Source organism: Sinorhizobium medicae, from assembly GCF_007827695.1.
Classification (GTDB): domain Bacteria; phylum Pseudomonadota; class Alphaproteobacteria; order Rhizobiales; family Rhizobiaceae; genus Sinorhizobium; species Sinorhizobium medicae.
The window spans coordinates 356,279-370,250 of record NZ_VITA01000002.1; the positions used below are offsets into that span (position 1 = coordinate 356,279).

Sequence of the window (13,972 nt, forward strand, 5' to 3'; positions counted from 1 at the left end):
CCACCGCGTTCTAACGGAACGACCGCGGCAGCCGCGCGTTGTTCCCGATCAACCCGCGCGTGAGAGGGAGAACTCCGATGATGAGAACGATGATCGCGATCGCCGTTGCGGCCGGAATGGCAAGCGCCGCCTCGGCGCAACAATCCTCGCAGACGGCGACGGCCGAGTTCATGGGCAAGGACGGCACGGATATTGGACGGGCCACTTTGACGGCAGGCGGCAAGGGCGTGCTGATCGAAATGGAGATAAGCGGCCTGCCGAAAGATAGCTGGGTCGCCTTTCACGCTCACGAAATGGGGCGGTGTGACCCCAAGGAGGGTTTCGAGTCCGCGGGCAAGCATTTCGCCGGCAAGGACGAGAATACCGAGCATGGTTTTCTGGCCGCGAACGGCCCGCATGCAGGCGATATGCCGAACCAGTATGTCGGCGCCGACGGAACCCTGCGCGCGCATGTGTTCAACAGCTTCGTTTCCCTCGACGACGCCGGCAACGGTCTTCGCGGCCGCGCTTTGGTAATCCACATGCATTCGGACGACAATCGCAGCCAACCGTCTGGCGATGCAGGCGACCGGCTGGCCTGCGCGGTGGTGAAATAATGCATGCCGCCCCGTGAAGGGTCTTTCAGCTCGAGGACTTTGTCCGGCTGGATTGGGCGCCAGGCAGGGCCGTTCAGCGCCCGCCGACCTTGAGACCCGGCGCGGGTCGCTCGTCCAGGATCTGGCGGCGAAAGCGGAAGAGTGCAGCCGGGCGTCCGCCGGTGGACGCCAGGGTTTCTCCGGTTGGCTCGACGAGTTCCGCTCCCTCGACAAGGCGGCGAAAATTCTGCTTGTGGAGATGGCGCCCGGAGATCGCTTCCACGGTTGCCTGCAGGTCCGTAAGCGTGAACGCCGGCGGCATCAATTCGAAAACCACCGGCCGATATTTGAGCTTGCCGCGAAGCCTCGCGACCGCGGTCGCGACGATTCGCCGATGGTCGTGCCGCATCGCCAGCCCTGCCGCCGGAGGCTCCAGGTCGCGGCAATGGCCGTCGATCACTGCTTCGCGCACCAGCCCGGCCTCGTAGAGCAGTTCGTAGCGCTCCAGCACCCGCTCTTCGTCCCAGGGAAAATCGTCAAGGCCGAAGGCGAGGCGTATTCTCGAACGGCGCTGCGCCGCCGCCGGCTTTTCGTCGCCCGACTCCCAGCGGGCAAGCGCCGGCAGGATAGTCCGGTCGAGTATCGCTGGACGCCCGAGCCTCCAGTCCTCCCAGGGAAGATAGCCGTACCAGTCCCGCCAGTGGGCACCAGCGCCGGCCAGCCGCTCGGTATTTTCGGCGTCGGTGCGCGTCAGCGCCAGATAGCCGACGGAAACCATGTGCTTGCCTTCCTCGCCGGGCAGCCGCTGGCGCCCACGGTCACCGAAAGTATAGAGCTGTTCGATATAGCCGAGCTTGAGGGCGGTCCGCTTCTCGACGCGTGCGCGCAGGCTTGCCTCGAAGGTGCGGTGGCGGGCCGGGTCGAAGGGTCCGAAAGGCAGGCTGTCGCGCGCGTCGCCGTCCGGCTCGCTGACGGCGAGGATGCGAGGGCTGCGGCTGACAACCGCAACGATCACCGCATTGAGCCCGATCTCCACCGTGCCCGGCGGCCCTTCACCCGACATGTTGCAAGTCTTCCACAAGAGGCAGGATGAAGGGTGCATTGCCGTCGGCATCGGCGCCGCGTCCGATGGACCGCACCGCATCGACGAGCCGGCCCTTGCGCGACAAGGCCTCGTCGCCGAATTCGACGAGCCGCGCATTCGGCGTCGCGAAGGGCGAAGCAAGCCGGAGGCGCCGTGCGAGCGCGTGGTCGTCCTGGTCCGGCTCGACTGCAAGCGCTGCGATCAGCGCGGCCGCAGGCGAACGGGAGACCCCCATCCAGCAGTGGATGAGCATTGGCCTTGTCCGGTCCCAGTTACGGGCGAAGCCGATGATCCCGCGAACATGTTCTTCCTGGGGGGCGATCAGACCGCCCATTCCCGCAAAGGTAATGTCGTTGACGCCGATCTTCAGATGCTTCGCCTGATCGATGACGGCAGGGCGATGAAAATCCTGCCCCTTCGCAAGCAGGCTCAACATTTCGCGGCAGCCGTGCCGCACGGCCATTTCCGCGATGCGCCGAAGCGGCGAGACCACGATACCCGTCATGCTCACGCCTCCTGCCGCGCTTTGGCGCGCTCGGTCTCCAACGCAACGAAGCGCGCTGCGAAAAGCCGCTGCGCCTCGACAGCCGGCAAGGGTTCGATCAGCAACATCTCGCGGGTGACGCCGCGTGGTTGGCCGAAGAACTTGCGGGCCTCCTCAGCAGAAAAGCCGGCAAGCTCCGTCGCTTCGAAATAGGCGGCGACCCGGTCGGCCTTCTTGATCCGCTCCTTGAGCTCCCTGGGCGTGTGGGCCGGCAGACCGAAACGGATGTGAACGGCACCTTCCAGGCGCTTCTCCACCGTCTTGTAGCCGCCGCCGACAACGGCCTTGAACGGCGAAATCATGTCGCCAATGACATATTCCGGAGCGTCATGAAGCAGCGCCATCAGGCAATCCTGGGCATCGCAGCGGTTGGTAAGGCGGAAGATCTCCTCGACGACGAGGCTGTGCTGGGCAACGGAAAAGGCGTGGTCGCCGGACGTCTGCCCGTTCCACCGCGCCACGCGCGCAAGCCCGTGGGCGATATCGGAAAGCTCCACGTCAAGCGGAGAGGGATCGAGAAGGTCGAGCCGCCGCCCGGAAAGCATACGCTGCCACGCACGCGCATTCATCACGCGCTCGCCTCGTCTGCCTCGCTCGGAAAGGCGAGCCCGCTCCAGGCGGGCAACGTCAGGCTAACGGGCACGTCGCCGGCAAGGATGGTGTCTCCCTTGGCGATCGCTTCGCCTGCCTTGTCTATACGCACGATAGCCAGGCCATTCCGGTCGCGCGCGGTACCGAGAGAACCGATCGTCCGCCCGTTGACGGAGATGCTCGTTCCCGTCGGCGGCAACGCCGCCTCGCCGGCGATGATGACGAGGCGGCGTCTCGCGGTGCCGCGGTGCTGCATTCGCGAAACGACTTCCTGGCCGACATAGCAGCCCTTGCGGAAAGAAAGACCGCCGTTCAGGTCCATCAGCACGTCATGCGGAAAAGCATCCTGGAGGGCATAGTCACGGCCGGCAACGGCAATACCGGCGGCGATCCTGAGCGCGTCGAAATCGGCGATGCCCGCTTCGGCCGAAGGCAGGTCGCGATAGAGGCGGAAAACGGACACGCCCGCCTTCTCGAAACGATGATCGCGATAGCTCCCGGCAGGCGCATCCTCTCCGAATACGACCGTGACCGGCGCAGGGGACTGCAGGGAGATTTCCACCGCCGAACGCAACTTGTACATCGTCAGGCGTTTGACGAGGGCCTCGCCCTGGTCCCCGGTCGTTTCCAGCCGCAAGGCTTCCCCGTCGCGGGAAAGCAGGAAATCGAAAAGAATCTTTCCCTGCGGGGTCAGGAGTGCCCCGGGCCTGATCTCGTCCGCACCCAGTTGGGCGATATCCGTCGTGATCAGAGTCTGGAGAAGCGTATCCGCGTCTTTTCCGGAGACATGGATGATAGCGCGGCCGTCGAGGCAAACCTTTGGCATATGTCGAGTCCTATTCTCTGTCTCGAAGAGGTAGGATGTCTGTGGCGGAAGGGCAAGCATGCCGAACGGTATCCGCCGGCATTCCCGCTACTCTCGTTGTGAAGCTTGCTCAATCGCCTGCGACGAAGAATTTCCACCGGCCGTCGGGCGTGATGCCGACCCGATAGAAATTGTAGCTGCCGAACTCCTCCATTCCCGCGAAGTCGCCGGCAGTCACGAGCCGGAAAAGGTCGACCTTTTCCGGCGCGGTCAACGACGAGAGCGGTTTTTCGGCAAAATAGGGCCAGACATAGGCCTCCTCAGGGGTGCCCTTGTCCGCAAGTACGAAGCCCGTGGACATGAGATCAAGGAGGATCGCCAGGACTTCGATGCCGTCCTGATCGCCCGAAAGACTTTTGAGCGCCGCGATCGGGTCCTCTTCCCCAGCGGTCCCGGTAACCTGAGTCTGGGTCGGCCCCTTGCCGAGCAGCGGCCGCAGCCGCTCGATGTCACCCGAAGCTGCGGCCTCGACGATCAACTCGCGCATGCGAGCGACCGGCTCCGGTATCTTCGAGACATCCGTCAGCACCTCGACAGGCTCCAGCACCTCCGGAGCGGGGATCTCATCGTCCTTCAGCTGGACCGCCGTTCTGTCGACGAGAGGGTCGGGCATCGGAATTTCGAAAGGGGTCCGTTCTTCCGGGGCTGCCTCTTCGGTTTCCTCGGCCGGTGCTGCGTTCCGTTCGCTGCCGATGGGGGGAGGAGCGCCTTGAAACTCGCTGAGGGCCAGCGCAGGCGTGCCGGTCGCAATCGCGCTCGCCAGCAGCAGCACGACAAGACCAACCGGGAGGGCCCGGCTTGCAGGGTTCCGGTTCATCGGGCAGTCCTGATGTTACTGAATTGTCCGCTCGGGGGAGAATTCTCCGGCGAGCATGCGCTCACGAAGCGAATTCAGCATTGCCTCGGCACCTTCTTCGCCATGCAGCCGGACGGTTTCGCGCATGGCCAGCGCAATCGCCGCATCGGCGATGATTTCGGGCTCGATGCCGTCGGCCATGCCATCCGCCCAGGCCTCGTTCTGGTGCTCGAGTGCCGCCTGCATCTTCTCGTGGACGATCATGTCGTCGATGTCTGTCAGGCTTGGTTCCATCATTCGTTCCATGCGGCTTCCATTACATGCACTGGCTAACCTAACGCCTATCCGCTGAACCGCAACTGAACGGGCAGAAAGGCCGGCTACTTCTTACCACTCTCTTAACAAACTTAGCAGCCTTTTCCCGAAACGACACGGGGTCACGGAAAAAGAGGTTAATATCCTCCTAATTTCCAAAGCGTGCGACGATTTCCGAGGCGAGTGTTGCGCCTTCGGCACGGTACCGTTCTTCCGCCATCGTGGCGGGCTCCGTACACTTGGTATAGACCGAGGCAAAGGTTCGGTAGCCCCGGTTGAAAGCGGCGGTTATGCGCTCGCGCCGCTTCGGCTCTCCTGCCGCTTCCTTCTCGATCAGCTCCTGCGTGGAGCGGCGCCAGCCGTCCTCGAGCTGGTCCAGACAGAGATTGCGCAGATAATGCACGGAGCCGAGAATTTCCGCGAGGCGGATCAAACGCTGGTCATAAGGGGCCGGCTTTCCCTCCTCTGCCGCATCTGCAGGGGGAGCGGTTGCCGGCGGGGCAGACTGCTTTTCCTGGGCCGCCGCAACCGTGGTGGCCATGAGAAGGAAACCTGTCAGAAACAATGCGGACGGCCGCGGCGTATCGATCATGAGCCCCTCAAATCCGAGGCGGTAGCCGTTACGAACCCGGGATTACCCCTGTGTCCGCCGGTTGCCAGCTTTTCCACGCAATCGCGCACGCTTTCCGGGATGGGCAAGTCGAAGATCTCCTCGCGCGTAAACCAGCCAAGGCCGGCGGCGTCGTCGCAGGCAACCGCGACCGAATCGGGATCAGCTTCGACGGTGAAGACCGAGAGCAGGAAGTGACGCTCCTCGGGCCCTTTTCCCGGCAGGTCGTAGGCTTCGAAGAGCACGGGATTTCGGGCCTCGATGCCGGTCTCCTCGGCGAGCTCTCGCAATGCCGTCTCCGCAGGCGTCTCCCCGGGCTCCGCCCGGCCTCCGGGGAAAGCGTACATGTCCGCCGAGGGCGGATTGGCGCGCCGGACAAGAAGGTAGCGGCCGTTCCGCTCGAGAATGGCGGAGGAGGCGCGCTGGGGTTGTTCTGTCATCATGGAATCGAAATTCACCTCGGTCGTTGACCCATACTACGCGAAGTGCCACACCGATGTCATGTGCGGACGTTTTGCGCTTACGGCGACACCGGAGGAATTGCTGGAGCTGTTCGGCCTCCTGGAGGCCGAGGGCTTTCCCGCGCGCTTCAATATCGCGCCGACGCAGCCGATCATCGTAGTCGTCGCATCCGAACGGGCAGAGCCCGGCAGTAATCTGCCGGAGCGCAAGGCTCTGCTCGTCCGCTGGGGTTTTACGCCCGGCTGGGTGAAGGACCCGCGCAAGTTTCCACTGCTGATCAATGCGCGGGCCGAGACAGCGATCGAGAAGGCGGCATTTCGCGCGGCGATGCGCCACCGCCGCGTTTTGGTGCCGGCTTCCGGCTTCTACGAGTGGCAGCGCCCCGCCAAAGGCAGCCGGGATGCCGCGCAAGCGTTTTGGGTGCGGCCCAGAAAGGGCGGGATCGTTGCCCTCGCCGGACTTATGGAGACATGGTCTTCCGCTGACGGTTCCGAAGTCGACACCGCAGCGATCCTGACGACGGGCGCGAACAGGGCCGTCAGCCACATCCATGACCGAATGCCGGTCGTGATCCAGCCGGAGGACTTTTCCCGTTGGCTCGATTGCAAGAGCCAGGAGCCGCGCGACGTCGCCGATCTCATGGTGCCTGCGGCGGAAGATTACTTCGAGGCAATCCCGATTTCGGAGAAGGTGAACAAGGTCACCAATACCGGGCCGGACCTCCAGGATGAAGTCACGCCCGCTGCGCCAATCCCGAAGAAAAGGCGCGCCGACGACCGGGATGATGGCGGACAGATGTCGCTGTTCTAAGCCAACCGCTGCTCCTCATCCGCCTCGGTTCTAGGTATTCAAGCGGAACGCTTCGCGATCTTCTTGTCAACCGGCTTCGCCCTGATTTGCAGGGCGGCAGCTAGGACCGCTTTCAAACCCAGCGGGCGATATTTCGTCAGCAGATCGGATGGGGGCGGGTTGCGTTCGGCAATCTTGACGGCCTTCATTGCATGCCTTCCTTGGTGTCTCCCATTGGGAACATTAGTTCTCGTTAATTTTCAACGAAAACCATGCCCCTGTTGTTCCTCGGAAACTGGATCTGATGCAGTGTCGGGCTGCATACGCGAATCTCCTTCCCCTGACAGCCTCAGATAAGCCAAATCGCACAAATCCATGACCGCCTGCTTGCAGAATGACGAGTTTCGCTTGCGCATGGCTCACCTCTTGACCGCCGCCGAGCGACGCGCGATAAGGGTCGCCATGAAAACGGTTATCTGCATTATCTGCCGGAAGATTATTCGCTAGCGATCCGCTGGCCTGGCCGTTTTCGTCTCCAGAAATCCAAGATGACAACGCGCGGGGCCACCCGGGCAGGGCTATTCTGATTGCATGCAGACTTGGAGAATTTGGGATGGGCGGAATGACGGTTTTGAAGCTGTACAACACGCTGACGCGGGAAAAGACCGATTTCAGGCCGATCGATCCGAAAAACGTCCGCATGTATGTCTGCGGCCCGACGGTCTACGACTTTGCCCATATCGGCAATGCCCGGCCGATCATCGTCTTCGACGTCCTCTTCCGGCTGCTGCGGCACGTCTACGGCACGGATCATGTCACCTATGCGCGCAACATCACCGACGTGGATGACAAGATAAATGCGCGGGCACTGCGCGACTATCCCGGCCTGCCGCTGAACGAGGCTATCCGGCATGTGACTGAGAGGACCGAGACGCGATTCCTCGAGGATGCCGCATTGCTCGGCTGCCTCGATCCCACAGTGCAGCCTCGCGCCACCGAGAACATCCCGGGGATGATCGAGATTATCGAAACGCTCATCGCCAAGGGCCATGCTTATGAGGCTGAGGGCGAGGTACTCTTCGACACGCGGTCGATGGCGGAATACGGGCAGCTTTCCAAACGCAATCTCGACGAGCAGCAGGCGGGTGCCCGTGTTGCCGTCGAGGCGCACAAGAGAAACCCGGGCGATTTCGTGCTCTGGAAACTATCCGCCGGGCACGAGCCGGGATGGGAGAGCCCCTGGGGTCGCGGGCGGCCCGGTTGGCACATCGAATGCTCCGCTATGAGCGGGCGCTATCTCGGCGAAGTCTTCGACATTCACGGCGGCGGCATCGACCTGATCTTCCCGCATCACGAAAACGAGATCGCCCAGTCGCGGTGCGCCCACGGAACCGCGGTGATGGCGAATGTCTGGATGCACAATGGCTTCCTGCAGGTCGAGGGCCGCAAGATGTCGAAGTCCGAAGGCAACTTCATCACCATCTACGACCTTCTTCACACCGAAAAGTTCGGCGGCCGCAAATGGCCGGGCGAGGTGCTCCGGTTGGCGATGCTGATGACCCATTATAGGGAGCCGATCGACTTCTCGATCAAGCGGCTGGAGGAGGCCGAGCATCTGCTGTCGAAATGGCCGGTTCACGGGTCCGCCTCGGGCGAGGCGGACCCGGCTGTCGTGGCCGCGCTCACCGATGATCTCAATACCGTGGCCGCAATACAGGCTCTGCATGCTCTGGCGCAAAAGGCCACTGCCGATGCCCGCCATCTGGGCGCCTTCGCCGCCAGCGCGGCCCTTCTCGGCGTGGAGCCGAAGGAGATCGAGCTCGACGAGGCGGTCGTGCAGGAGATCGACGGCCGCGTCCGTGAACGCCTGGAACTCCTGAAGAGCAAGAATTACGCGGAGGCCGACGGCATTCGCGCCGATCTCCTCGCAAGGGGAATTCAGCTCAAGGACGGCAAGGATCCTGAGACTGGCGAACGGGTAACGACCTGGGAGGTGAAACGGTCTCAGGTCTAGGCACGTCGGGTAGAGCGGCAAGGGAGAGGAAGCGATATGGCTGACGAAATTCATGCGGGCGGGTGCCAGTGTGGCGCGGTCCGCTTCCGTGTCGAGGGCAAACTCGCCGACGCCTCGGTCTGTCATTGCCGCATGTGCCAGAAGGCGAGCGGCAATTTCTATCTGCCGCTCGTTTCGGTGCGCGCCGCAAAACTGGTCTGGACACGCGGCGAGCGCAAGCGCTTTCAGTCCTCGAATGCCGTATGGCGCGGCTTCTGCGGCGATTGCGGAACGCCGCTGACCTACGAGGCGCCGGACGGCATGGCCCTGGCGATTGCGGCCTTCGACGAGCCCGACGGCATCGTGCCGGTCATCCAATGGGGCATCGAGGCGAAATTGCCCTATGTCGATCACGTATCCGCCCTGCCCGGGGAAGAGACCATGGCCGACGGTGAAGCGGCCTCGTTTCTTGCCTATCTCGTTTCCTACCAGCACCCCGACCACGACACCGAAACCTGGCCACCGGAGGAAAGACGATGAGTGATGCCGTCAGAACAGGAGGCTGCCAGTGCGGCGGGGTCCGCTTCCGGATTCGCGGAGAGCTCGGACGTCCTTCGATCTGCCATTGCCGCATGTGCCAGAAACAGTTCGGCTCGTTCTTCTCCGCTCTGGTGACGGCGCCGGCGGGCGGCGTCGAATGGATCCGGGACGAACCGAGCTATTTCCAGTCCTCCGTCAATATCGACCGCGGCTTCTGCCCGAAATGCGGAACGCCGCTGACCTACCGGCATCCCGGCGGTCTTGAAATCGCGATTGGCGCCTTTGACGACCGCTCCGATCTCGCGCCGAAAATCCAGGTCAACTACCAGTCCCGGCTTCCGTGGGTCGAGACGATCTTCGAGCAGCCGGTTCACGAAGATCCCGATTATTATGGGCGGCAGGAGCAGATCATCTCGTTTCAGCATCCGGACCATGAGACGGAGCAATGGCCGCCCGGCGGGGTCTGGGCAAGATGATCGGACGCATCTTTACCGGAGGCTGCCAGTGCGGCGCGGTCCGTTACCGCGCCGAGGGCACGTTGGACGATCCGCATATCTGTCATTGCCGAATGTGTCAGAAGGCAGCGGGCAACTACTTCCTGCCGCTCGCCAATATCGCGCGCGAAAACGTCCGCATCACGCGCGGACAGCCTTCCTGGTACCGCTCGTCCGTTCTCGTGCGCCGCGGCTTCTGCCGCGATTGCGGGACGCCGCTCTTCTACGACATGCCGGAGGCGAGCTTTCTGAATATCGCCCTCGGTTCGCTCGACGATCCGGATGACGTTCATCCTGTCTACCAGTCCGGCGTGGAGTCGCGGATGTTCTGGTTTTCGCATCTGCCGGCTCTCCCGGAAAGGGAGACGGACGATGGCAGTGATGCGGCTGCCGAGCGACACCTGCTTGTTCTTGAAACCAATCGCCAGCATCCCGACTACGACACGGTGCACTGGCCGCCCGAGGAAGATCTATCGTGAGTTCTCCATTGCGTACTCTCTATCCGGAAATCGAGCCCTACGCCTCGGGTCGACTCGATGTGGGCGACGGCCATTCGATCTACTGGGAGCGGGTGGGCACGCCCGGAGCGAAGCCGGCGGTCTTCCTGCACGGTGGCCCGGGCGGTACGATTTCGCCGAACCACCGGCGGCTCTTCGATCCGGCGCTCTACGACGTGACGCTGTTCGACCAGCGCGGCTGCGGCAAGTCGGAGCCGCATGCCGGGATCGAGGCGAACACGACCTGGCATCTCGTCGCCGATATCGAGCGGCTGAGGGAAGCGGCCGGCGCGGACAAATGGCTGGTTTTCGGCGGTTCCTGGGGTTCGACGCTGGCGCTTGCCTATACCGAAACCCATCCCGGGCGGGTCTCCGAACTCGTCGTCAGGGGCATTTACACGCTGACCAGGGCCGAGCTCGACTGGTACTATCAGTTCGGCGTTTCGGAACTCTTCCCCGACAAGTGGGAACGCTTCATCGCCCCGATCCCGCCGGAAGAGCGCCATGAGATGATGCGCGCCTACCATCGCCGCCTCACGAGCGATGACCGTGCGATACGGCTTGCAGCGGCACGCGCCTGGAGCATATGGGAGGGCGAGACGATAACGCTTCTGCCGGAGCCGGCCACCAGCACGCCCTTCGAGGAAGACGAATACGCGCTCGCCTTTGCCCGCATCGAGAACCATTTCTTCGTCAATGCCGGATGGCTGGAAGAGGGCCAATTGCTGCGCGATGCGCATAAGCTCCGCGGCATTCCGGGTGTGATCGTGCACGGCCGCTACGATATGCCGTGCCCGGCGAAATATGCATGGCAATTGCACAAGGCTTGGCCGGAAGCGGAATTCCATCTGATCGAGGGGGCCGGGCACGCCTATTCGGAGCCCGGCATTCTCGATCGGCTGATCCGATCGACCGACAAATTCGCCGGCAAGGCCGAATAAGGAGCGGGCCGAAAAGCCCACCATCGATGTACTGATCCATACGTTGGGACCGAGATATGACCAGGCAACGCATCTACCTCTTCGACACGACTCTTCGAGATGGGCAGCAGACGCCTGGTATCGATTTTTCCGTCGAGGACAAGATTGCGATCGCGTCCATGCTCGATCAATTCGGCATGGATTACGTCGAAGGCGGATATCCGGGCGCCAATCCGACCGATACCGAGTTCTTCAAGCGCAAACGCACCGAGAATGCCTCATTCGTGGCGTTCGGAATGACCAAGCGCGCTGGCGTATCCGCCTCCAACGATCCTGGCCTGAATGCGTTGCTGGGCGCGCAAAGCGATGCGATCTGTCTTGTTGCCAAGAGCTGGGACTATCATGTCGACGTGGCGCTCGGTTGCTCCAATGAGGAGAATCTCGAAAATATCCGTGCGTCGGTGGAGGCGGTGGTTGCATCCGGGCGCGAGGCGATGGTCGATTGCGAGCATTTCTTCGACGGCTTCAAGGCGAACCCCGCCTATGCGCTCGCATGCGCGACAACGGCTTTTGAAGCCGGCGCACGCTGGGTGGTGCTTTGCGACACGAATGGCGGGACGCAGCCGCCGGAAATCCGAGAGATCGTCTCGGCCGTGATAGCGGCCGGCGTTCCCGGTGCAAGTCTCGGTATCCACGCGCATAACGATACGGGGCAGGCGGTGGCCAATTCTCTGGCGGCGGTCGAAGCCGGCGTTCGTCAGATCCAGGGCACGCTGAACGGCATCGGCGAGCGCTGCGGCAACGCCAACCTCGTAACGCTGGTTGCGACGCTTTCGTTGAAGGATGCCTATTCGAGCCGCTTCGAAACGGCAATCGACGCCGAAAGGCTCCAGGAACTGACCAAGCTCGCGCATGCTTTCGACGAGTTGCTCAACCGTTCGCCCGATCCTCAGGCGCCCTATGTCGGCGCTTCGGCCTTCGCCACCAAAGCCGGAATTCACGCCTCGGCGCTGCTGAAGGATCCGAGGACCTACGAGCATGTCGCGCCGGAAAGCGTCGGCAATCTGCGCAAGGTCATGGTCTCCGATCAGGGCGGCAAGGCCAATTTCATCAATGCGCTGAAGCGGCGTGGCATCACCGTCTCCAAGGACGATCCGCGGCTGGACAAGTTGATTTCGATCGTCAAGGAGCGGGAGGCAACAGGCTATGCCTATGAAGGCGCGGATGCGAGCTTTGCGCTTCTCGCCAGCCGAATACTCGGCACAGTGCCCGACTTCTTCCATGTTGAGAGCTTCCGGGTCATGGTCGAGCGCCGCTTCGACGCCAACGGCAAGCTGAAGACGGTGTCGGAGGCGGTGGTCAGGGTCATCGTCGATGGCGAAACGATGATGTCCGTTGCCGAGGGGCATGGCCCCGTCAACGCACTCGACCTCGCACTCCGGAAGGACTTGGGGAAGTACCAGTCCGAAATCGCCGATCTGGAGCTTGCCGATTACAAGGTGCGCATCCTCAACGGAGGCACCGAGGCGGTCACCCGCGTGCTGATCGAATCGACCGATCGCACCGGCGCACGCTGGTGGACGGTCGGCGTGTCCGACAACATCATCGATGCCTCATTTCAGGCATTGATGGACAGTATCGTCTACAAGCTGCTCAAAAATCGCGATCAGGTCGGATTGATCGCCGCCGAGTAGTCTTGGATCCGAGTAAATCTGGGCGGACAGGATGGCGGAAAACCGCACTCCCGTTTCCTGGAAGTGCCCCAGGCACATCAACGCCGTTCATCCGTCGGTTCACGGAAATGAATTGGTGCATCACCTCCCGTTGGAGTAGGACGCTCCGTTGGAGGAGGGCGCAGCAGTAAAGGCGGCAATGCGCCCGAGAGGTTTCGCCGTCGATTGAATCCGGAGCGGTTTCGCGCTTGGCTCCGGTTTATTTTCAGGATCAGAATCATGGCCGAGCCGAATGCGAAATTGAACGCAGAGAATACCGATTCCGCGAGAGGTTTCGCCTTCGCGCTCGCCGCATATCTTCTATGGGGCTTCCTGCCTTTCTTCATGAAGGCGGTGGCGCATATTCCCGCGGCTGAAGTCGTTGCGCATCGTATCGTCTGGTCGGTCCCGCTTGCCGGTCTCGTGCTGCTGTGGATCGGCCGGACGCAGGATGTTAAAGTTGCGCTGCGGTCTCCTCGCGTGCTGATGATGGCTACGCTCACCGCAGGGCTCATCACCGTCAACTGGGGTATCTATGTCTGGGCGATCGGGGCGGGACGGGCTATAGAGACGGCCCTGGGCTACTATATCAATCCTTTGTTCTCCATCTTTCTGGGCGCGCTGTTGCTCAAGGAGAGACCTAATCCGGCGCAGATGGTGGCAATCGGTCTCGCCGCGGTCGCCGTCGGTGTGCTTGCCTTCGACGCGGGTGGTCTCCCCTGGGTCTCGCTCGGACTGTGTTTTTCCTGGGGCTTCTACGCGTTTTTCCGCAAAACGCTGCCTGTCGGTCCAAACCAGGGCTTTTTCCTCGAAGTCTTGCTGCTCAGCATCCCCGCCGCCGGCTACATCATCTGGCTCGAGGCTGCCGGGCAGGGACACTTCTTCGGTTACACCAGCATGACCGATGTTCTGCTGCTCCTCGCCTGCGGCGTCGTCACCGCCGTGCCTTTGATGATCTATGCCAATGGGGCAAAGCTGCTCCGGCTCTCGACGATCGGGATCATGCAATATATCGCTCCGACGATGATCTTCCTGATCGCCGTCTTCGTCTTTCACGAACCTTTCGGAACGGCGAAGCTCGTTGCTTTCGCACTGATCTGGGCTGCGCTCTTCATCTATTCGGGAGCGATGCTGCAGGAGAGCAGGGCACGGCGCGCGGCGCAACCGACACCGGCCGAATAGAAT

18 protein-coding genes are annotated in these 13,972 nt (G+C 62.4%); 9 read left to right on the plus strand and 9 right to left on the minus strand.

The genetic code is table 11. The features are described 5' to 3' along the window. Nucleotides 1-77: 77 nt before the first annotated feature. The gene (locus FB009_RS05005) at nt 78-596 is read left to right on the plus strand and encodes a superoxide dismutase family protein (protein ID WP_011974904.1); all 519 of its coding nucleotides are present in this window, start codon (nt 78-80) and stop codon (nt 594-596) included. A gap of 73 nt (nt 597-669) precedes the next feature. Here the strand turns inward: FB009_RS05005 and FB009_RS05010 are convergent, their stop codons facing one another. From FB009_RS05010 to FB009_RS05045, 8 genes are all read right to left on the minus strand, one after another. Further along, the gene (locus tag FB009_RS05010; protein WP_026161104.1) at nt 670-1,677 is read right to left on the minus strand and encodes an NUDIX hydrolase; all 1,008 of its coding nucleotides are present in this window, start codon (nt 1,675-1,677) and stop codon (nt 670-672) included. Then, on the minus strand, nt 1,628-2,164 hold the full coding sequence (locus FB009_RS05015) for a tyrosine phosphatase family protein (protein WP_145161474.1): 537 nt from the start codon (nt 2,162-2,164) through the stop codon (nt 1,628-1,630). Before FB009_RS05015 ends, FB009_RS05010 begins: the two co-directional genes overlap by 50 nt. Nucleotides 2,165-2,166: 2 nt before the next feature. Next, complete coding sequence (locus FB009_RS05020) at nt 2,167-2,775, minus strand: HD domain-containing protein (protein ID WP_024311247.1); 609 nt, start codon at nt 2,773-2,775, stop codon at nt 2,167-2,169. Continuing rightward, nucleotides 2,772-3,620, minus strand: a complete 849-nt coding sequence (gene ygfZ, locus FB009_RS05025; RefSeq protein ID WP_011974908.1) for a CAF17-like 4Fe-4S cluster assembly/insertion protein YgfZ — start codon at nt 3,618-3,620, stop codon at nt 2,772-2,774. Before ygfZ ends, FB009_RS05020 begins: the two co-directional genes overlap by 4 nt. Nucleotides 3,621-3,729: 109 nt before the next feature. Then, nucleotides 3,730-4,476: a hypothetical protein gene (locus FB009_RS05030; protein ID WP_011974909.1), complete on the minus strand. Its 747-nt coding sequence runs from the start codon at nt 4,474-4,476 to the stop codon at nt 3,730-3,732. A gap of 15 nt (nt 4,477-4,491) precedes the next feature. Then, nucleotides 4,492-4,761 carry a hypothetical protein gene (locus FB009_RS05035; protein WP_010969047.1) on the minus strand — a complete coding sequence of 90 codons (270 nt, stop codon included), beginning with the start codon at nt 4,759-4,761 and terminating at the stop codon, nt 4,492-4,494. 157 nt (nt 4,762-4,918) lie between these two features. Continuing rightward, a complete protein-coding gene (locus FB009_RS05040; RefSeq protein WP_011974910.1) occupies nt 4,919-5,362 on the minus strand; it encodes a TIGR02301 family protein in 444 nt (147 codons plus the stop codon). Then, nucleotides 5,359-5,823 (minus strand): NUDIX hydrolase, encoded by a 465-nt coding sequence (locus FB009_RS05045; protein WP_011974911.1) that lies wholly within the window; start codon nt 5,821-5,823, stop codon nt 5,359-5,361. The genes FB009_RS05040 and FB009_RS05045 overlap by 4 nt, the downstream gene beginning before the upstream one ends. On the opposite strand from FB009_RS05045, the gene FB009_RS05050 reads away from it, so the two are divergent. After that, a complete protein-coding gene (locus FB009_RS05050; protein WP_018012823.1) occupies nt 5,822-6,652 on the plus strand; it encodes an SOS response-associated peptidase in 831 nt (276 codons plus the stop codon). The genes FB009_RS05045 and FB009_RS05050 overlap by 2 nt on opposite strands. 38 nt (nt 6,653-6,690) lie before the next feature. Here the strand turns inward: FB009_RS05050 and FB009_RS05055 are convergent, their stop codons facing one another. Further along, a complete protein-coding gene (locus tag FB009_RS05055; RefSeq protein ID WP_011974913.1) occupies nt 6,691-6,840 on the minus strand; it encodes a hypothetical protein in 150 nt (49 codons plus the stop codon). A gap of 404 nt (nt 6,841-7,244) precedes the next feature. On the opposite strand from FB009_RS05055, the gene cysS reads away from it, so the two are divergent. The 7 genes from cysS to rarD all read left to right on the plus strand — a co-directional run bounded on the left by cysS (nt 7,245) and on the right by rarD (nt 13,969). Next, complete coding sequence (gene cysS, locus FB009_RS05065; RefSeq protein WP_011974914.1) at nt 7,245-8,645, plus strand: cysteine--tRNA ligase; 1,401 nt, start codon at nt 7,245-7,247, stop codon at nt 8,643-8,645. A 36-nt stretch (nt 8,646-8,681) separates the two neighbouring features. After that, nucleotides 8,682-9,164, plus strand: a complete 483-nt coding sequence (locus FB009_RS05070) for a GFA family protein (protein WP_011974915.1) — start codon at nt 8,682-8,684, stop codon at nt 9,162-9,164. After that, the gene (locus FB009_RS05075) at nt 9,161-9,640 is read left to right on the plus strand and encodes a GFA family protein (RefSeq protein ID WP_018012821.1); all 480 of its coding nucleotides are present in this window, start codon (nt 9,161-9,163) and stop codon (nt 9,638-9,640) included. Before FB009_RS05070 ends, FB009_RS05075 begins: the two co-directional genes overlap by 4 nt. Then, nucleotides 9,637-10,137, plus strand: coding sequence for a GFA family protein (locus FB009_RS05080; RefSeq protein WP_011974917.1), 501 nt, complete (start codon nt 9,637-9,639; stop codon nt 10,135-10,137). The genes FB009_RS05075 and FB009_RS05080 overlap by 4 nt, the downstream gene beginning before the upstream one ends. After that, nucleotides 10,134-11,096, plus strand: coding sequence for a prolyl aminopeptidase (gene pip, locus FB009_RS05085; RefSeq protein WP_011974918.1), 963 nt, complete (start codon nt 10,134-10,136; stop codon nt 11,094-11,096). The genes FB009_RS05080 and pip overlap by 4 nt, the downstream gene beginning before the upstream one ends. Nucleotides 11,097-11,152: 56 nt before the next feature. Further along, complete coding sequence (gene cimA, locus FB009_RS05090) at nt 11,153-12,769, plus strand: citramalate synthase (RefSeq protein ID WP_011974919.1); 1,617 nt, start codon at nt 11,153-11,155, stop codon at nt 12,767-12,769. 258 nt (nt 12,770-13,027) lie between these two features. Further along, on the plus strand, nt 13,028-13,969 hold the full coding sequence (gene rarD, locus FB009_RS05095) for an EamA family transporter RarD (protein WP_011974920.1): 942 nt from the start codon (nt 13,028-13,030) through the stop codon (nt 13,967-13,969). The last annotated feature ends 3 nt before the right edge of the window (nt 13,970-13,972 follow it).